General features: G+C 40.4%; 11 protein-coding genes. 3 read left to right on the top strand and 8 right to left on the bottom strand.

Translation table 11 applies throughout. The annotated features are described in order from the left end of the window. Positions 1–35 precede the first annotated feature (35 nt). A complete protein-coding gene (locus BUA96_RS16525; protein WP_072985044.1) occupies positions 36–656 on the top strand; it encodes a MarC family protein in 621 nt (206 codons plus the stop codon). A 2-nt stretch (positions 657–658) separates the two neighbouring features. Here the strand turns inward: BUA96_RS16525 and BUA96_RS16520 are convergent, their stop codons facing one another. The 7 genes from BUA96_RS16520 to BUA96_RS16490 all read right to left on the bottom strand — a co-directional run bounded on the left by BUA96_RS16520 (position 659) and on the right by BUA96_RS16490 (position 17,815). Then, positions 659–1,567 (bottom strand): GyrI-like domain-containing protein, encoded by a 909-nt coding sequence (locus BUA96_RS16520; RefSeq protein WP_072985043.1) that lies wholly within the window; start codon positions 1,565–1,567, stop codon positions 659–661. Positions 1,568–1,572: 5 nt separating this feature from the next. Beyond that, positions 1,573–2,922, bottom strand: a complete 1,350-nt coding sequence (locus BUA96_RS16515; protein ID WP_072985042.1) for a vanadium-dependent haloperoxidase — start codon at positions 2,920–2,922, stop codon at positions 1,573–1,575. A 78-nt stretch (positions 2,923–3,000) separates the two neighbouring features. Next, positions 3,001–6,237: a VCBS repeat-containing protein gene (locus BUA96_RS16510; RefSeq protein ID WP_072985041.1), complete on the bottom strand. Its 3,237-nt coding sequence runs from the start codon at positions 6,235–6,237 to the stop codon at positions 3,001–3,003. Beyond that, the gene (locus BUA96_RS16505; protein WP_072985089.1) at positions 6,230–9,580 is read right to left on the bottom strand and encodes a CRTAC1 family protein; all 3,351 of its coding nucleotides are present in this window, start codon (positions 9,578–9,580) and stop codon (positions 6,230–6,232) included. The genes BUA96_RS16510 and BUA96_RS16505 overlap by 8 nt, the downstream gene beginning before the upstream one ends. Continuing rightward, a complete protein-coding gene (locus BUA96_RS16500; protein ID WP_072985040.1) occupies positions 9,573–12,872 on the bottom strand; it encodes a VCBS repeat-containing protein in 3,300 nt (1,099 codons plus the stop codon). Before BUA96_RS16500 ends, BUA96_RS16505 begins: the two co-directional genes overlap by 8 nt. A 162-nt stretch (positions 12,873–13,034) precedes the next feature. Next, positions 13,035–14,660: a RagB/SusD family nutrient uptake outer membrane protein gene (locus BUA96_RS16495; protein WP_072985038.1), complete on the bottom strand. Its 1,626-nt coding sequence runs from the start codon at positions 14,658–14,660 to the stop codon at positions 13,035–13,037. Positions 14,661–14,671: 11 nt separating this feature from the next. Next, on the bottom strand, positions 14,672–17,815 hold the full coding sequence (locus BUA96_RS16490; protein ID WP_072985036.1) for a SusC/RagA family TonB-linked outer membrane protein: 3,144 nt from the start codon (positions 17,813–17,815) through the stop codon (positions 14,672–14,674). A gap of 481 nt (positions 17,816–18,296) precedes the next feature. Here BUA96_RS16490 and BUA96_RS16485 point away from each other — a divergent pair, with 481 nt between their 5' ends. Continuing rightward, on the top strand, positions 18,297–19,550 hold the full coding sequence (locus BUA96_RS16485; protein WP_072985034.1) for a BaiN/RdsA family NAD(P)/FAD-dependent oxidoreductase: 1,254 nt from the start codon (positions 18,297–18,299) through the stop codon (positions 19,548–19,550). Here BUA96_RS16485 and BUA96_RS16480 read toward each other — a convergent pair. Further along, positions 19,547–20,023: a TspO/MBR family protein gene (locus BUA96_RS16480; protein ID WP_072985032.1), complete on the bottom strand. Its 477-nt coding sequence runs from the start codon at positions 20,021–20,023 to the stop codon at positions 19,547–19,549. The two genes, BUA96_RS16485 and BUA96_RS16480, sit on opposite strands and share 4 nt — an antisense overlap. A 103-nt stretch (positions 20,024–20,126) precedes the next feature. On the opposite strand from BUA96_RS16480, the gene BUA96_RS16475 reads away from it, so the two are divergent. Continuing rightward, on the top strand, positions 20,127–21,209 hold the full coding sequence (locus tag BUA96_RS16475; protein WP_072985030.1) for a diphosphomevalonate decarboxylase: 1,083 nt from the start codon (positions 20,127–20,129) through the stop codon (positions 21,207–21,209). Positions 21,210–21,216 lie beyond the last annotated feature (7 nt).

Raw genomic sequence — 21,216 nt, 5'->3', positions numbered from 1 at the left:
AATTTCGCTGCATCCTTAAATCTAACCTACACTGTATGGATGAAATTTTAACCTACTCAATTTCGGTGTTTACAGGCTTTTTTGCCATTATGAACCCGGTTTCTAATATTCCTATTTTTTTATCCTTAACCGAAGGTGCCAGTAAAACTGAAAAGCAAACGGTAAATAAAAAGGCTGTGATGGTAGCGTTTATCATTATCGCCATTTTTGTAGTGCTGGGTAAATTTATATTCGAGCTTTTTGGGATCACAATTCCTGCGTTTAAAATCACCGGAGGGATCTTAATTTTCTTTGTAGGTTTTGAAATGCTTCAGTCTAAAAAGTCAAATGTAAAGCATTTAAAGGAACCTAATTTTGATGAGAATATTGCGGTTTCGCCTCTCGCGATTCCTATTCTTGCCGGGCCAGGAACAATAGTTACCGCGATGAACTTTGTGTCCAACGCTACTTATGTAAATATAGGTTTGGTGATTTTAATTTTCGGTTTAATGTGCGCGCTAACCTATTTGGCTTTCAGTTTAAGCGACTTTATCGCCCGAAAATTGGGGAATAACGTAATCTCTGTAATTGGTAAAATTATGGGATTGATCATCGCCATTATAGGTACTACAATGGTGATTCAAGGGTTAAAGCTATCTTTTGATTTTCTAGCTTAATCTTATTCCAGCGGAGATTCTTGTTTGATCGGTAAGTAGATGTCAGCTTTCCAGTCGAGCTCGTTTCCACCCATATTGGGGTTGTTGTAGAAAATTTCAACCGGTTTATGTTCAACCTTCAGATTGTTTCTCTCAGCATATTCAAGCAGGGCATACCACGCACGATCTGAAGTTATGTAGTTTCCATTGTAAACCGCGTGCACAGCTTCTTTCTGAAAAAGGCGCTTGTACTTGATGTCTTTTGAAATGGGTAAGTTTTCAGACCTGATGATAGGAAAGCAAAAGTTATAGGCAATACTATCGGTTTCAGTATCCCAATCTGTAACTTCAATGATCGGCGGGCCATTAAGCTCTACATTGTTTTTTAGTAATACATCGCCTATATAGCCGTAATACTGCATCATACCGCGTGCTTTTTCCACCTGTAATCCTTTCAGCGGAACATAAGCTACATATGTTGATCGGGTTTGATCTAAGCCGGTAACTTCGATTTTGATCTGATCTAAATGCTCCCGAAGAATCTCAAAAAAAGTTTCGACATTTTCGGTACTACGTTTTCTAAAAAGGGTGTTTTTAAACGGTGCGGTAAGCCTGTTGACCACACTATGATCAAGATCTTTTACTCCAACGCTAACTTGCGTTACCGAGTCGTTGATCATTTTAGCCTCATACGTATAATTCACCACCGAATCGCCAAAATGACGCTGTTGCACCACTTTATGTAGTCCGTCTTGCGCTATGATCTCGCTGTCGGGCACATCATAATTCCAGCTTTTTACTGATTGTGTGACGGTACCCGGTGTGGTCACGACTTTAAAATTGATGATGTAATCGCTGGGTTTTATAAAAAGATACCAGATCAAGGCTACGGCAACTAGGATTAAGAAGCCAACTCCGATTTTTTTAAGCATAATTTTTAGTTAGAAGCTTGAGCAGTATTTGTTTTCATTTGTAAATTTTGCGAAACAAATTGACCCAATTGACGCCCTTGTTTAAGTCCTTCCTCAATTGCGGCACGATAGTGAATTCCCCCATAAAGGCGACTTAAAGCAGCCTCTGATGATGCATTTCTAAACGAATCAAAACTGCGTACCGGCAAACCATAAGCGGTTTCTGTATCATCGTCAAACTGAAAATTATCTCCATAAATTTGGGTAAGCACTTCTGCTGCTGCTCCCGAAACTACAGAGTGACCGCTGCTGTATTCCGGAAATGGCGGAGTTTGTAAAACAGGTGCCCAAGCATCGTCAATGTATTGATTGATGAGTGTCTCAGGACGGATGAGGTTACTGCGGTATTTCTCATCCCAACAGCTGATAAAGCCGTCAAAAAGCGCAACAGAAGTCTTGGTGTACACATAAACCGTTTCCATCAAGTCGGCATTGGCTTTTTTGGTTGCGATTTTTACAATCCCGATCCAGTGGCCACCGGGCGTGATCTTTTTGGTAGCAAACATCAAGTGTCCTTTGTGCGTAGATACATAAGGATTACAGTCCCAAAATTTGGCAATTTCCATTTTTTCAGATTCATCACCTTCTTCGGTCATAGCGTTACGCACGTCATAAACTTCCATCAACTGTTTGTGAAATTCAGATCCTTCTTCCAAAGAGAAAGCCGGTGGAGGAATTGGTTTAAATTGATCTGCAGAATCGATTACCAGCGTTCTAATTTTCATCCAGTGTGGCTCAATACCGTCCATATATGCAGGAGGCGTAGGTTGCCAGCGAGAAGGATTGTCAGGATTTACCGAGAACTTTGGCATGGTGCGCGTTTGCTTATACATATCCCCATCCATCCAAGCTTTGATGTGATCTGCAACTTTAAGTCCATAAGCTTTTGAAGCTTCCAACTCGGTTGGGTTTTGCTCTTTCCATTGCATATACAAACTGTCGCGCATTTCGGTAATACGATCTTCAGAGAAGATTAGACTTTTTGCCATTTCCATCTGAGCAACAAGCGCAGCTACATCATAATTTACAGCGGCGTCAGCATCAGGTTTTGGCGTTTCTCCCAACTCATTAATTTGACCGGCTAGACTTTTATAATCAGGATTATTTTGCACCAAAACTTCGTATGCCGCCATATTGGAGTAGGCGTAAATTCGGCTAGCCACTGGTGGCGAAAAAATATCATGAATGATCACCTCGGTAACTTTATCTACCGCATTGTTATAATCGTCTGGTGTAACTACAAGTGGTTTTTCTTCTTTGGAGCAAGAAGTAATCATAACTGCAGAAAGAACCAGTAGGCTCAGTTTTTTAAGCATAATCTTCAAATTATTTTAGGGAAACCTTGATGAAAAGGATTTCTACTTTAAATTGTTTTAAGGTGTTGTATCTTCCGATTAATCTAGTTTGTATAGCTGGCTGGTAGCGTTGTTGGGAGTCGCAAGCAAATACTTTTGACCATTTAATGAAAGTATAGAAAGATCTCGTATAGATTTTCGTGCAAAATCGAGACCTATCTGATCTCCCGGAATCACCGTGTTTTCATCTTTGATCAAGGCGCCGTTAAAGCTGTCTAATCTTCCGTGAAACGGCTGTACGCCAAAGTAATTTCCGGCAGCAAGAACTTCTTCTTTACCATCATTATCGAAATCAAATTTACAAAAACTTAACACGGGTGCAACCTGAAAATCACGACCTAAAGCTACAAATTCAAATTTGCCGCCGTCATTGCGCAGATAACCGGTTTCTAAGGTTTGTACTTCTAGTTTTGTACTTGTTTCTAACTGTTCTTTACTAAGAATTTGCTCGATGGTTTGACCGGCAAAATCTCTGTAATTCTGATACTTTTTTCTGAAAGAAACTACTTGAGAAGCCAGCGCATCAAGTCCCATTAAGGGATAATACTTGCCTTCTTTGGCTGTAGTGATAATAGTTTCCGTTTGACCATTATTGTCAAAATCATTGTAAAACATCACCATTGGAGCATCGGCCGAAGCTTTAAATTTGCTGTTCTCGCCCCAGTTTCCAACTAAATAATCTTCATCACCATCGCCGTCAATATCAAACGGAATCACGCTTTGCCATAGTCCGTTAAGATTTTCGGTTCCTAAATCGACTTTAGTTAATCTACCATTTTTGTTTTCTAAAAAAGTAGGAGCCATCCATTCGCCAACGATCACAAGGTCTAACTTTCCGTCCCTGTTAAAATCGCTCCAAACAGCAGCGGTAACCATTCCGAGATCTTTAAATTCTTGCGCTACGCGGAAACTTCCAATCTCATTTTCTAAAAGATACGAAACCGGTGTTTTACCAAAACTTCCTGTTATGGCTTGGGTTCCGGCAAAAACATCAAGATCACCATCGCCGTCATAATCATAAGTTGCAAGCACCGAAGTATTATCAAAAAGCTCAGGCATTGCGGCTGAAGAAAAAGCTGCGCCGTCGTTTAGATAAAGTCCGTCTATCAAGGGTTTTGCTCTGTTGAAAAAGTCACCACCTGCAGTACCGGTCATCAAATCGTTTTTTCTGTCTTGGTTAAAATCAGCGATAATGGCGGTAACTTCTTCATTGATCGAATCCTTTTTAATGGCAGGAAATTCTGTTTTTGCAAAAGCTGAATCCTGCTGAATAAACACCTGAGAAGGAATGTATTTCGATCCACCAAAAAGCACATCATCGTTACCGTCCCCATCAAGATCGCCAACTGCCACCGCCGGCCCGCGATCACCTATTTGATAAGGGATTAATTTCTCACGATCAAAGTCAGAATAGGCATCTTCAATGTGTGTAAAATCTAGCCCTAAAGAATTGGTGACTTTTGAGAAAAGCTTTTGTTGTTTAGGTTTTAAACTGTTGTAATCAAAAGCCTGGGTGTTTTCTTGATTCACTACAAGACTTTGATTTGCGCTAATGTCTTTAAGAACTTGGCTTGTCTTGTCGGGCCAAATGATTCGCACAGAGTCAACGACTTTGGCATCGCCCAATCCAAAATGGATCAAAGGTTCTGAAGAAGCTTGAAAACCACGCACGGTATACAACTCTTTAAACTGCTTAATGCCGTTGGCATACGCATACACTTTAGCGCCAATAGCATAGGTGTTTGAGCTTTGCGTTTTCAGTTTTAGCTTAAGATAATTGGCTTTCTCATCAGTTTTATTGATGTAAAAGGTAGGTGAAGCATTGATGTTGTTAGTGACCAAATCCAGGTCGCCGTCATTATCAAGATCGGCATAGGCCGTCGCTCCGGAAACAATGGTGTCGTTCGCAATCCATTTGCCGGACTGATCTTTGAACTGTAAATCGGCGCTTCCTTCATACACATAATTATGTGTTACTCCAGAAGGCATCAGATCGAGCGCTTTAGTATCGATTAAGCCGGTGTTATTGATCTTACTTTGAATCTGCTCGTTGGATACAAACTTGATGTAATCAAGGTCGTTTGGACGTTTTGGAATTCCGTTAGAGATAAAAAGATCCTGCTGCATATCTTGGTTGAAATCAGCAAACAAAGCACTCCAACTCCAGTCTGTAGCGGCAACTCCACTCAATAACGCAGTTTCTTGGTAATCCTTTCCGTCACGATTAATGAACAACATATTTCTCGTAAACTGATAGTGGTAGCCATATCGATCTGTACGCAAACGCTGTGTCTGAATATTATCATCACCTTCAGAAGCTTTCAAAACCTTTTCATCCTGTGGGAGCATATCTAGCGAAATCAGATCGGGCCAGCCGTCGTGATTGAGATCGGCCACGTCGCTTCCCATTGAAAAACGGCTGGTGTGGCCAAAATGATTTTTTAAATCTTCGGTAAAAGTGCCATCACCGTTATTGATGTAGTAGTAATCATCTTCGTGGAAATCATTGCCAATATACAGATCAGGATATCCATCAAGGTTAAAATCTGCTACCGCAATTCCTAATCCGTAGCCGTTAATTCCACCATAAATCCCTGCTTCTTCACTAACATCGGTAAAAGTTCCGCCGTCGTTCCGCATCAAGCGATCTCCAGTTTGTTGATTGCGTTCGTAGCGTAAATCTGCCTTTCCAAACGAACTCTGCGTATGCACCGCGTGATTGAGAATGTAGATGTCTAGATCGCCATCCAGGTCATAATCTAAAAATGCCGCAGAAGAAGAATAGGTGTCCAGATCAAGGCCATATGCTGCAGCGCGTTCGGTAAAAGTCCCATCGCCGTTATTGATAAAAAGTTCGTTGTAGCCGTCTAAACCATTGAGGCCAACCACCGCACATACATAAATATCTAGAAAGCCGTCACCGTTTACATCACCCATAACCGCACCGGTTTTCCAATCGCTGTTTCCTGCAACTCCGGCTTTTTCAGTGATATCTTCAAATTTTAGATTTCCCTTATTGAGGTACAACTGATTTTTAACCTGATTTCCTGAAAAGTAAATATCAGGTAAGCCGTCGTTATTGATATCACCAATTGCGAGTCCACCGCCATTATAAAAATAGAGGTAGTCCAAAATATTCATATCGTCTGTAGCCTCGAGCGTATTTTTAAAGGTCACTCCAGTTTTTTCAGGGCTTGGATTTAAAAATAATTCCGGCTCGTCTTTACAAGAAACGATCGATAAACCTAAAATGAGCAGTGAGAAAAACTTATTCATTAAGCACAAAGGTTTTTGGTTTTTCATCATTAACCGAAGCGATTAAATAGGTAATTCCATTTTTATCTTTGAAGGTCGCAAGATGCTTCACTTCCCCTTTTACGAAAAAGCCGCTCTTGTCATAATTCTGCCAAGCATACGACGCATCACCTTCATTGAGTAATACGTTACCAAAGCTGGCATCTAGCTGAGAATATTGCGGTTTGAACTCAAAGTTATTCCCTGCCATAATCAAATCGGCTAAACCATCTTTATTAATATCTGTCGCGACAATATCGCAAACGCACGATAATTGCGTTTGATAGGGAAGGGGCTTTAAACTGAAATTACCCTTGCCATCATTTACTGCGATCATAGATTGCGCATATTTTACCGATTTTTTAATCGCATTTCGGAGACTTTCTTCAGTGAAAATCTCGTCGATATAGCGGTTTGCATAATCTGAAGCTTTGAGGTTTTGCTTTTTAAGCGAACTCATTTGCGCGGTGATCTCTTTCTTTTGATGCAATGGGTAATCCTTCCCATTTTTGTGCATCGTAGTGATTTGTTCAATTGTTCCGTTGTTGTCAAAATCGTTGATGTACATAGACATCGGGCGTTGCTCCGAAGGTAGATAATGTAGATTTTCTCCTTCATTGCCCAATACTAAATCCATATCACCGTCATTGTCGATGTCAACCGCTGCGATGGTGTTCCACCAGCCGGTTTTATCGCTTAAACTTGTTTCTTTTAGGGATAATCGTCTTCCCGAGTTTTTATACACAAGCGGCGCTCCCCATTCTGAAACCGTTATCAAATCGGCTTTACCGTCTTCGTCAATATCCAGCCAAAGCGCGTCAGTTACCATTCCTGCATCTTTGGTGTCGTAAGCCAAACGCTCTGTTGCGTTTACAAAAAAACCATTGCCGGTATTTTCCAAGAAAAGTTGTTTAGGGTCTATACCATAAACGCCAACCACACTGCGCGAACCTATAAATACATCCATATCGCCGTCGCTATCAAAATCGTAAGGCGCAACGACACTCATATTTTGAAATGCTGAAGGAAGTTCTTCGGGAGCTTTGCTAAAGTTTCCTTTGCCGTCGTTTAAATACAATCTAGGTTTTAACTGTTCTTTTTTACCTACTTCATTTCCTCCGGAAGCAACCATTAAATCCAGATCGCCATCACCGTCGGCATCAAAAAGGGCTGCAGCGGTATCTTCATAAAAAGCATCTTCGGTAAAAGCCGACTGGTTTTTGATATTCAGTTTGCCTTTGCCTTGATGTAAATACAGCGTTCCTGCGCTTCCGCTAGGTGCTCCTACATAAACATCTTCGTTGCCATCACCATCAACATCCCCTGTAGCCAGCGCCGGACCTTCCTGCGAAAGTTTTTTAGCGATCAAACCTTCATAATCAAAGTCGTTATAATTGTTTTCGGTATTTGCTTTGAGCTTCTCGTTGCTTAGTTCGGTTAGCAATTGAGCTTGTGGCTGTCGCTTTCTTGGAATATAGGTTTCTGTAGCATCAGCTTGAGCTAAAGCTAAGGTTTGATTGGTGGCAACTTGGGTTAAAAGCTGTGTTTTATCATTAGGCCATAAAACGCGAAGCGAATCAATAGTTTGCGTAGCGCCTAAACCAATAGTCATTTTATAATCTACAGAAGATTGAAACCCTCGCACCGGATACAATTCCTGAAAAATCTCCTGATCATCAAAATACAAACGCACCGAAGCACCCACAGCAAACGGGTTTTGCTCGCCACCTTTAAAGGTTAGGCTTAAATAATGGTTTTGCGTTTGTTGCGCAGCTTCATTGCGATAAATGAAGGTTTGCATATTTACGTTGTTCACGACCAGATCCAGATCACCATCATTATCTAAATCTCCGTAGGCTGAACCGTTAGACATACTCGGCATATCAAGTCCCCATTTTTTACCGGCATCTTCAAAAGTCAAATCTTTTTTATTGCGATACACCGCATTAGGTAGTGGCTTTTTAGGCATTTTATCAATGATCGAATCTATCGCTTGACGCTTACCGGTCATCGCCATATTTTGAATGATCTCGTTCGCAAAAAAGTCAACAAAGTCAAGATCAGTTAAATCGTGATTGATTCCGTTGGTGACATAAATATCACGATATCCATCATTATCAAGGTCGACAAGAAGTCCGGCCCAACTCCAATCGGTTGCATCTACGCCACTGTAATAGGCGGTTTCAGAAAAAGTACCGTTGCCATTATTTACTTGAAGTGTATTCTGAATAAACTGCTGATAAAAATCTTTACTCTGCTTGAGTTTGTACACATTATAATTGTCAAACTCCATTACCGATTTTACACGCTCTTCCGGCTCGGGAAGCATATCGGTAATAAAAATATCTTGCAGTCCATCGTTATTGATATCTGCCATGTCAACACCCATCGCAGAAAGTGATAGGTGGGAAGTCCATTCTTTTATTTCTTCTTTAAAAGTGCCATCTTTTTGATTGATGTAGAGGTAATCGCGTTCGTAGAAATCATTGGAAATATAGATATCCGGATACAGATCATTATTGATGTCTGTGATCATCACGCCAAGGCCAAAACCAATTAAACTACCGTAAATTCCTGCTTCTTCACTAACGTCTGTAAAAGTTCCACCGTCGTTACGCATAAGGAGATCACCCACACCCTTAAAAACATCAGGAACATTCTCCCAGTTTTCTGCCCGCGTATCGCGTTGCTCAGCATATCCCAAGCCGCTTACAGGAACGTTGCTGTTATTTAAAATATACACATCAAGGTCACCATCTTTATCATAATCAAAGAAACTCGCTTGCGTAGAAAATCCTGATTTTGCCAGATTGTATTCCTGTGCTTTTTCGGTAAAAGTAAGGTCGCCATTGTTAATGTACAGGTCATTATCGTGGTTGTTACCTTTCATATTTCCGGCATTGCTCACATAAATATCCAGTAAACCATCAGCGTTTACATCTGCCATCACCACACCGGTAGACCAAGGTTTGTTTCCGCCCACACCGGCTTTTTCGGTAATGTCTTCAAACTGAAAATTTCCTTTGTTGAGGTACAGTTTGTTTTGCTCCATATTGGCGGTTAGGTAAATGTCTGCTAGACCGTCATTGTTGATGTCGCCAATCGCAACACCACCACCGTTATAGAAATTTCGGTATTTAAAAATGTTGAAGTCGCTCTGATTTTTAATGGCGTTCACAAAGTCGATGCCCGTTTCATCGGGAGACATTGTGGTAAACAAAGTAGGCTCTTGATCTATTGCAGCATCATTTTCTTGCTTATCCTGATCACAAGCAGCGAAAGCTAAACAAATACCGATAAAGTATATTTTCTTAAAACTAATCATGTGCAGTCTCTTTTCTAATAAAAAGCGGTTTATCATTATTACGACCTATGATGTAAAAAAGGTCGTCTTTAATTTTCAACTTTGAGTTGCTGCGTACAGCGCCTCTAATATCAATAGTGTGGTTGCCGGTATAGTTGAAACCCGATCCTGTATTTAATAAAAACACACCGTGCGAAGCATCAAGGCGGCCCAACTGGGTGCTGATCTCGCTATCGTTTCCTAAAAGCAAGATATCTAGTAAACCGTCGGAATTGAAATCTTCGGTTATGATTGATTTTACACTCGAAATCTGTGCCATTTGCGGTAACGCAGTTGCTTTAAACGCTAAATTTCCTTGGTTTTCAAAATACGTGGTCTCAAGCGTAAATACTTGCTTTTTTTCGGCTTTTTCAAGTTTTTCTTCAGAAAGTAAATCGGTGATGCCGGCTTTTGCAAAATCGTGATAACTCAAGAATTTTTTATTCAAGAACGGAAGTTGCTTAACCAACTCATCTTTGGTCGCCAAAACGGTTTCGGTTCCCTTGTAGAAATAGGTCGTGATCGGGTCAATCTTTCCGTTATTATCAAAGTCAAAACGATACAGATTCAAGGGTTTTTCAACCGAAGCGGTCAGGCGGGTGTTCAAGCCCCAATTGCCGGCAATCAAATCCATATCGCCATCGCCGTCAAAATCTTCAGCACGAATGCTATTCCAGAGTCCGTTTGTGTTTTTCAGGTCATCCGAATTTAGAAGCTTTAGCTTTTCGCCCGAATTCATAAAGATCTTGACAGGCATCCAGTGACCGCAGACAATCGCATCTTTAAAACCGTTGATGTCAAGGTCAACCCAGATAAGATCCTTTACATTTCCTGCGGAAGAAAAGTCGGGAGCATATTTTTGGGTAACATCAGCGAAATTTCCTTTGCCATCATTTTTTAGAAGGAATTGCTGCGGAGTAGCGCCAAATTGTTGAGGAACCAGATCACTGGTTATAGCGAGATCAATATGGTCGTCATTATCAAAATCTATAGCAGTGATCGCCGAAGCATTAAGCGTCACGCCTTCAAAAGCTTTATTCATTTTAATAAAACCTTCCTCCGAATTTAGGTAAAGGCGAGGTGTTAGTTGTCTTCCGGAGGTGAATTCATTCCCGCCGCTGGCGATGACAATATCGAGCAAACCGTCATTATTGACATCAATAAGTGTCGCAGCGGTATCTTCGTTGATCGCGTCTTCTTCACTTTCAGGGAGAAAATCTTCAGTAAAGTTCCCATTCTCCTGCTGAAAGAAAATGCTCGTTTTTTGCGCTTTGGCACCTAGAATTAAAATATCATCAAGACCGTCATTATTCAAATCTCCGGTTTCAATTGCCGGACCGGTGTTAGTGTTTGCGTAGGGAACTAAAGGATCCCGACTAAATTCAATAGAATTCCCGTCTTTGTGCTGAAAATTTATTGCCGTACTGTCTTGAACCCAAACAAGATCTGATGGAGCTTGAGTTTTAAAAGCGGTTTGCGAGGCGTCTTTTTCATCCAAAAACAGCTCGGTTTTAACATTTGCGATCACTTGAGATTTTCCGGAAGGCCAGAGTACTTTTAACGAGTCTAATTGTGTGGCGTTGCCCAATCCTATAAAAATGGAGGGAGCAACTGCTGACATAAAGCCACGTGTGCTATAGTTTTCAAAAACCTGAGTATGGTTTGGTGTATACGCTGTGATTTTGGCGCCAATCCCAAAAGTATTGGGCTTAGTGCCTATAAGATGAACTGAAATTCCATTTGAACGTTGTGAGGTTTCAATGGTGGTGTTTTTTAAAATAGATGCTGGCTGGTTGACGTTATTTACCACCAGATCAAGATCGCCATCATTGTCCAGATCTCCATAAGTAGCACCATTGCTAAAGGTTTTTTGATTAGAAGTCCATTGTGCGGTAACATCGTCAAAAGTGCCGTTACCCAAATTTTTATAGGCATAATTGGTCGCCTTGATTTCCGGAAGTTTGTTGATGAATTCCATTTCAGTTTCGGACATATTTTTGCCTAAACGCTTTTGAATACTCTCGTTGGAGATGAAATTCACAAAATCCATATCATTAGTAGCGCCCAGAATTCCGTTAGCGATATAAATGTCTTTATGACCATCGTTGTCCAAATCAGCCATTAAAGGGCTCCAGGACCATTCAGTTGCGGCGACACCACTTTGAAACGCAGTTTCTGCAAATCTGCCATTACCTAGATTAAGTTGTAAGGTGTTTTGCATAAACTGATAATCATAGCCGTTTCTGAGTTGGTTTTGATAAATAGGGTAGGCGTATTCATTTCCCGAAGCTTTTAAAACTTCAAGGTTTTCAGGCAACATATCTAAGCTTAAAATGTCTGTATTGCCATCATTGTTGAGGTCAGCAATATCGCTTCCCATCGAAAAATGCGAGGTGTGCCCCAGTAGGTTTTGCGTAGTATTTACTTCAGAAAATGTGCCGTCCTGATTATTGATGTAAACGTAGTCATTCTCAAAAAAATCGTTAGCAATATAAATATCTGGGTAGCCATCGTTATTTAAATCTGATATGGAAACACCTAGCCCATAACCTATTTTACTACTAAAGATCCCGGCTTGCTCGGTTACGTCGGTGAACTTATTACCATCATTGCGATAGAGTTTGTCACCGCCTCGCGGATCAGGGATCTTGCGGATGGCTGCTCTGCCGTAGCTGGCATTAGGATGCACTGAGTGATTGAGGAGATACATATCTAGATCTCCATCTTTATCATAATCAAAAAAACTAGCCTGTGTAGAGAGTCCGGAATAATCTAAGCCGTAAGCAGCAGCAGACTCAATAAACATGGGCACCGTGCCGTGCACTCCCTGATTGATATAAAGTTTGTTACTTCCGGTTTGATCAAGATGACCACTTACCGTACATACATAGATATCGAGGAGTCCGTCTGCATTAATGTCTACAGTGGTAACGCCGGTATTCCAAGAATCTGCAGCGGTGTATATGGCAGCTTTGTCAGTAATATCAATAAATTTTAAATCTCCTTGATTCAGGTATAATTGATCTGCGACTTGATTTCCGGTGAAATAAATATCCAGCAGGCCATCATTATTAAAATCGGCAACGGCTGTACCTGCACCATTATAAAAGTACAAGTAGTTAAGAATGTTGAGTTGGGGTGTATTTGTTAAGTCGTTGCTGAAGGTAATGCCTGTATTTTGAGCCTCAATGAATTTAGATTCTGTGGTCTCTTTACTGCAAGAAAAACTCATAGCAAGTAATACGCTCAAAAAGAAAGGGTATAATCTTGTCATTGATTTTTTTACAGTTTAGGGAAAAGTAGCTTGTGTTTAAAACTAGGAGTCTTTTTCTAAAGTTGAAACAATTTAGAAGGTAAAGTTTGAGAAATCTTTCAATTTAAAAGGAGGGCCAATGCTGACCCTCCTTTTTATAAATCTAGTACTAAAGTTTTCTAATTAGTATCCTGGATTTTGAGTCAAATTAGGGTTAAGAATTATCTGACTGGCAGGAATTGGGAACAAGTTTCTGTTTTCATTTCCTATTTGAGAATCTGCTTTTAATTCCCATCCTCTGGTATATTGACCAAAACGAATCATATCATTACGTCTCCAGAACTCAGCATAAAGTTCGCGACCTCTTTCATCTAGAATGTCTTGCTCAGTAACCGAAGTAAACGGAGTAGCCTCACGAAGACCACGTAGCACATTCATCATTGCAGTTGGGTCTTGACCAGCTCTAAACATTGCTTCAGCTTTCATCAAATACGCATCAGAATAGCGGAAGAAAATTTCGTGCTCCACAAATCCGCCGTAACGGGCGTTGTACTTTTGTACACGAATACCAGTCGTTTCGCTGTTATTGATAAGGCTAACATTACCATTACCGTCCGTAAATTGTCTCTTAAAAGTAAGTGGGTTACCACCACGATCATTTAATGGAGTGCCATCATAATCGTATTGCTGACCTACTAAGAAACCAAAACCAATGTTTGATCCATCTGCAAAACCATCATCATTAGAATCTGATGAACCTTCAAACGAACCTGCAGCAAGACCTTCGGTAGGAACAAAACCACGACGTTCTTCTTGACCAGATCCTGGTGTATTTACATTAGGATCTCCCTCAAACATATCGTAGTATTCTGCTAGCGTAGCAAAACCATTCCAACCACCACCTGCAATTTCAGGAGCACTGTTGTAGTGCAGACCATTCCAGATTCGGTTACCTACAGAAGTAGGGATAAACCAGATCGTTTCATCATCTAATTCATTTCTAAAGATATCAAAGTAATCATCTTCAATTCCATAGCCATCAGCATCAATAGCGTCTACCAGCTCAATAACTTGTTGCATATCTGCAGTAGCAGGCTCGCCACCTACATAAATATGCTTGTTAAGAAGCACTTTTGCTAATAAATAACGTGCGGCAGCTTTGGAAGCTCTAGCGTGATCAGAGGTTGCAGTTCCCACGCCAGAACCAGGTCCTAAAGTAGGTAAACCGGCGATTGCGGTATTCAAGTCTGAAATGATATAATCAACAGCTTCTTGCCCGGTGATCACTTCAGGATTGTCTAATAAAGACGCTTCAGGATCACGAATAGGCACTTGACCAAAGTTATCAAGAACAAAGAATACACCTAATGCTCTTAAGAAAGAGGCTTGAGCGCGTTGCTCTTCATTAGGGCTTGATAGGTCAGACAAAGCTTGAGACGCAGCAAACTGCGTTTGGTTCCACTGGTTGAATGTGTTTGTGATATACTGGTGATCAGTTCTCCAATCGTGCTGGTGCAACTGTCTCCAGATCCCGTTATCACCCCAGTCAGAACCTCTGGTAGGAACCAGTGCAGCATCTGTAGTCACTTCACTAAGCGCAAAGAAATCTGCCTGGTTACCAATGATTCCGTTTAAACTGTTGTAGATACCATCAATAAATAAATCTACATCACCTACCCCTTGAAAGTCTGGTGACTGTCTTGAATCTGTTTCTTCAATCTCTAGGTCTGTACAAGAGATAGCCAATCCTAAGGATAGGACTCCTACTAAAAACCTAGAAGTTTTAAAATGTTGTTTTAAATATTTCATAGTTATTTTTTTTAAAATCTTGCGTTAACACCAAATGAGAATGTACGAGGTCTTGGGAATGCTGCGTATTCAATACCTGCGGTAGGAATGTTAGAAGCATTAAGACTACCTGTGTTTGTAGAAACTTCAGGATCAAGCCCAGAGTAACCAGTGATTAAGAATACGTTTTGACCTGTTACTGAAAAACGAAGTGAGTCAAATAATCCTTCACCGCTCATAGGTACATTATATCCTACGCTTAAAGTTTGTAAGCGTACAAAATCTCCTTTCTCTAAGAAACGTGTAGAAACTGCTACTGAAGAACCTGGAGCTTCACCACTAGTTAATACATCAGTGGTTACGTTTTTAGCGATTGTGATACCACCTGCATTAAAGAATGCATTGTCTGTTGCGTTATAAACTGAGAATCCAAACTGCCCATTAAAATATGCAGCAAAATCAAAGTTCTTATATGTTGCGTTTAAAGAAAGTCCGGCAGTCCAATCTGGCTGAGCATCTTCGCCTACAAATTTCTTATCTGCATCTGGATCTCCTTCACCATTACCATCGACATCTACATATGTTGGATTTCCGTTTTCATCAAAACCTGTGAATTCAGCCATATAGAAAGAGAATAAAGGATACCCTGCTTGTAAGCGTTGCGCAAAAGCACCAGTTAAACCATTACCATTAATTGGTCCTGTATCAATGATACGATCAGTATCTAACACCTCATTATGGTTATAAGCAATGTTGAAAGAAGAAGAGAAAGTAAAATCTTCTGTTTGTACAAAGTCGTAATTAAGCGCAAGTTCAACCCCTTGGTTCACTACTTTACCATCAGTCAAGTTTTGGAAAATAGTTTCGATACCCGGAACCTGTGGAGCTGCAAGCGTACTTAATAATAGTAAGTCTGTAGTTTCTTTACGGTACAGGTTGAAAGACCCATTAAAGCGATCGTTGTTGAAACCAAAGTCAACACCAATGTTTACGTCCAAAGTAGACTCCCATTGAAGCGCTTCGTTATTGTTACCTACAAACTGAGTTCCTGAGTTAGTTACCGTCAAGTTATCGGTAATTCCGATATCAGAGAAACGTGTTCTTCTGATGAAATTAGCGTATCCTAAACCTTCTTGGTTACCAACAACCCCTGCACCTAATCTTAACTTAAGGGTAGATACATTGTCTCCAATAAAGTCTTCTTCGTGAATTTGCCAAGCAAAAGCACCAGAAGGGAAATAACCATATTGATTTTCAGGTCCGAAAGTTGAAGAACCGTCAGCTCTGAATGTTCCTGTAAATAAGTATTTATCAGCAAGCGTATAGTTTACACGAGCGAAATACGATTGTAATTCATCTGTGTTATCAAAGGTATTTGCGAAATACGCAGTAAAAAGCTGAGAGTAACTTGTACCGATGGGTTCAGAAACGAATGCAGAGTCAAATGGTGCTCCAAAATCAATTCGGTTTACATAATCTCTGTCTTGGTCGTAAGCAAAGTTTTGAAACGAACCAGAGATCGTATTGGCGATCAAATCATACTGATCTTCAAGTTGGCTAGCAGCTAAGCCCATATCTGGACCAAAGCCAATACCACCAGCGTTTATTCCTTCACGAGCAAATTCTTGATAAGAATAACCGGCAACTACGTCAATTTTTGAGTTTTCAAACTGCTTGTTGTAGCTTAAAGTAGCTTCAAAAAGCTTGTTAGTCTGATCAAAAGTTCCGTAGGTTCCTTGACCGTTACCAGACACACGGTTGATACCAGCTACTTCAGGGGAGAAAAGCGCGATAGTTTTTGCATCACTTTTGTCATAACCTCCGGTTACTTTAGCGCTAATTGCATCTGTAATTTTATACTCCGCAGAAAGGTTTGCTAAAAAACGATTGGTATTAGACTCACTTTGATAATAACGTAATAAGTTAACCGGGTTTAATAAGTTACTTCCCGGAGAAAAGTCAGCATCAACTGGCCAAGTAGGGTTTGCTGTAATTGATGAACCAATTAAGTCACCTGTTGAACCAGCCTGACCACTAATAGGAGCGTTTTGATCATTTACACGAGATAAAGTGGTCTGTAAGCTTAAGGTAAGTTTATCATCAAACAAACGCTGCGTAGCATTTAAACGACCAGTAATTCTTTCTTGACCTGTGTTTCTGATAACACCCTGCTGGTCTGAATAACCAAATGACGCACGCACGTTACCAGAAGTATAGCTGTGTGCATAGCTCAAGTTATTTTGAGTAGAGATCGCATTTCTGGTATAAAAATCTTGAAAGTCAGAAGCGAAACCAAAGTCTAATAATGAAGGGTCTCCTCCATAATCTGGTAAAGCATTAAGGTATTGATCTGCTGTTAGTAGATCATATTCTCTTGCCGGAGAAGAGAAGCTTACGTTACTGCTTACTTCCCAAACACCTCCAGAGCTACCACGGCCACTCTTGGTTTGTACGATGATTACACCATTAGCACCACGAGAACCGTAGATCGCAGTTGCTGATGCATCTTTAAGAATAGAGATACTTTCTATATCGGTTGGGTTTAAGAAACTTAATGGGTTTCTTGAAGAACCACCACCTACACCTAAGTCACCTGCAGCAGGAGCTCCTGAGGTTGTTAATGGCACACCATCAACAACGATAAGGGGGTTGTTCCCAGAACGAATAGAGTTTGAACCCCTAATACGCACATTGATACCTGCTCCCGGCTCACCAGAAGACTGTGATATTTGTACCCCGGCAGTTTTACCTTGAATTAATTGTTCTGGGGAAGCAATTACCCCTTGGTTGAAATCTTCTGAAGTTACCGAAGCAACGGTTCCCGTTGCATCTTTAACTGTAGTTGACCCATAACCAATAAGAACTACTTCATCTAAAGCTGCAGCATCCTCTTGAAGTGTCACGTTAACAGTAGATCTACCGTTTACAGCAACTTCTTGAGGAGCAAAGCCTACGTAGCTAAAAACTAGGACACTTCCGGTAGCTACATCGTTTAAGGTGTAATTTCCATCAAAATCAGTAGTTGTACCATTAGTAGTTCCTTTTACGAGAACGTTTGCGCCCGGAAGCGGACCATTAGGTTCAGATACTGTTCCGGATACTGTTTGTGCTTGCGCCATACCTGCCAGTAAAAGCGAAGCGAAAAACAACATACTTCTAAGTATTACTTGCTTCATAAGTTTTGAATTTTAATTGAATTATTTGGTTTTCCAATAATGTTTCTTGGTATCCAAATTTATATAAATAATTGAATAAACAAGGGCAACTACAACGTTTAAGTAACGAAATCGATATAGTTTTGAAAACTGTATTTTGTACGCTTATTCGCAATATTTTATCAAATAACTAATAATTTGCTAAGAATTACTGTTTTTATTGTGAAATATTCATAGCTAATAAAATTACGCAAGAAAGAGTGCATCAATTACACGCTTGTTTAAATGATGAATATTTTTTGAAAAAGTAGGGCTAAATTGGGTGAAAATCGTCGTTTTTACCTGCAAAAAACACCTACTTTTTTCGGCAAAACGTCAATTCAAGCATTTTGTTAATTAAAGGTTAATTTGACGTTTAATGTCCTTATCTAAATCGATTAAGTAGCGAAATTGATTTTTAATGTCAAATCTCAAATTTTAGAATTCCCTCTATATTTGCTCTATGATATATGACTGTATTATTATAGGTGGTGGAGCAGCAGGTTTTTTTACTGCAATCAATCTGGCACGCCAGCGGCAAGATCTCAATATTCTTATTTTAGAACGTGGGGCTCAAGTGTTAGAAAAGGTGCGTGTTTCCGGAGGTGGTCGCTGTAATGTAACGCACGCTATTTTTGAACCCAAACCACTGACAGGGCATTATCCTAGGGGGATCAAAGAATTATTAGGCCCATTTCACAGCTTTATGAGCGGGGATACCATGGCTTGGTTTGATGAGCTGGGTGTCGCGCTTAAAATAGAAGAAGATGGAAGAATTTTTCCGGAGTCAGATAGTTCGCAAACCATTATAGATTGTTTTCTTGATCAAGCTAAAAAACTAGGTGTTGAGGTGAGCACTAAAATGCCGGTAGCAGCTATTAACAAAGTAGATGACACCTTTCAAGTTGAAACTAAAACGCACACCTTCAGCAGTGCTTCTGTGGTGGTTGCGACTGGGAGTAACGCAAAAATGATTAGGCAACTGGCGAGTGATGGATTGGCGGTAATTCCAGCGGTTCCGTCTCTGTTTACCTTTAATATAGATGACGAGCGTATTACAGACCTTGCAGGCTTAGCTACCCCGGCAAATGTGCGCCTTTTTGATACAAATAACCAACCGCTTTTAACAGGGCAATATGCGATAGATCAAGAAGGTGTTGACGGCCCTGTGCTGATAACGCATTGGGGTATGAGCGGACCAGGGATCTTAAAACTTTCGGCTTGGGCGGCGCGAGAATTGCACGCTTGTGACTATCAATTTTCTATAAGAGTAGATTGGCTTCCGGAGTACGACCGAGCGTCTTTTGGAGCGCATCTCAGATCTCTAAAATTTGACCTGGCCAAACAGCAAGTCTTTAAACGTAGTCCTTTTAATATACCGAAACGCCTATGGAAGCAACTGGTTCTAGCTTCAACTATTTCTGAAGCCTTAAAATGGGCAGATCTTTCTAAAGTAATGCTTCAAAAGCTGGAGCTTCAATTACGCGAAGGCCAATTTGAAGTTCGTGGCAAAAGCACCTTTAAAGAAGAATTTGTAACCGCAGGCGGAATTGACCTGAAAGAAATTGATTTTAAAACGTATCAAGCCAAAAAAATAAACGGACTTTATCTGGTTGGAGAAATTCTTGATATTGATGCAGTAACCGGCGGATTTAACTTTCAAAATGCCTGGACCGGTGGATATATTGCCGCACAAGCTCTAGCGCAAAAGCTTTAATTGAGACGCCAGATCTCAAAATTGAGTGCAGAAGCATAGGCTACCCAAATTATATAAGGAAATAAGAGATAGGCTGCTTCGGGTTTCACTACTTTAAACCATTTAAACGTGAAAAGGAGCAGGATCAATAAGCTTAAGATGATAAGGAGAGCCGGTAAAACGAGATGCATTCCAAAGAATACAATAGACCAGGCTGCATTTAAAATAAGCTGAAATCCAAAATGATAGAGCGCTGTTTTGACCCATTTGTGGTAATAGCCTTTGTTCCATACCAGGCCTGCGGCGATTCCCATTAAAATATAAAGTACGGTCCATACAGGCGCGAAAAGCCAATTAGGTGCTGTAAAAGCAGGTTTTGCTAATTGCGGATACCACGTGAGCACACTGCTTTGCGTGGCAATAGCACTTAAGAAGCCTACGAGTAGGCATACCGTAATCGGGATCAGAATATGAAAGGTTTTTTGTGTATTCATATTAAGGGCATTGCTGTCTAAATTAGAAAATTTTTATGAGTTTCAGACCTCAAAAAAAAGCTAGCGGGCTTTCAAAACTTTTTAGAGAGGTTATATTTGCAGTATGACAACTACCAAATTTCATCCTGAACCATACACTCAGGCATTGACGACAAAATCAGTGAGTTATGAATCTCCCAGTAATATTGCCTTAATTAAATACTGGGGAAAGCACGGCATTCAAATTCCTAAGAACCCTTCAATAAGTTTTACTTTAAATAATTGCAAGACCACAACTACTTTAAGTTATGAGAAACGCTCTGAGCCGGGTGATGCTTATGAATTAAAAGTGATTTTAGACGGAAAGCATAAACCGGGGTTTGAGCCTAAAATCCATCAGTTTTTTGGGCGCATTGAAGCATATCTACCTTTTATAAAAGACTATGCCTTTACCATTGAGACTTCTAATAGTTTTCCGCACAGTTCGGGGATCGCGTCTTCTGCAAGTGGATTAAGCGCATTAGCCTTGTGTTTGATGGAGATGGAGCGTGAGATGCAGCCAGATATGACGCTTAAACATTTTAAGCAAAAGGCTTCTTTTATCGCACGTTTAGGTTCGGGTAGCGGTTGCCGGTCATTAGAAGGGCCTATTATGGTTTGGGGAGAGCACGCAGATGTAGATGGAAGTAGTGATGTGTATGGTGTGCAATATCCTTATCAGATCCATTCGGTTTTTGATCACTATCAAGACACGATTCTTTTAGTAGATAAAGGCGAAAAACCGGTAAGCAGCACCGTGGGGCATAATTTAATGCATAACCACGCTTATGCCGCGAGCAGATTTGATCAGGCGGTAGAAAATTTATCACGTATAATTCCTATTCTCCAGGAAGGTGATTTAGATGGTTTTGTGACTTTAGTAGAGAGCGAAGCACTTACGCTACACGCAATGATGCTAACCAGTAATCCGTATTTTATACTGATGAAACCTAACACCTTGCATATCATTGATAAAATCTGGGAATACCGACGAGAGACCGGTGTGCCTGTATGTTTTACGCTTGATGCCGGGGCCAATGTGCACGTTTTATATCCAGAAAAAGATAAAGAAGCTGTACAAGAATTTATTAAGAATGATTTAAGTAAATATTGTCAAGATAATCGGTATATTTTTGACAATGTGGGAAATGGAGCAATTAAATTGTAAATTTGCT

Origin of the sequence: Leeuwenhoekiella palythoae (genome assembly GCF_900130045.1) — a bacterium.
Classification (GTDB): Bacteria; Bacteroidota; Bacteroidia; order Flavobacteriales; family Flavobacteriaceae; genus Leeuwenhoekiella; species Leeuwenhoekiella palythoae.
The sequence above is the reverse complement of the archived record's forward strand: the minus strand, read 5'-3'. Positions and strand labels throughout refer to the sequence as shown.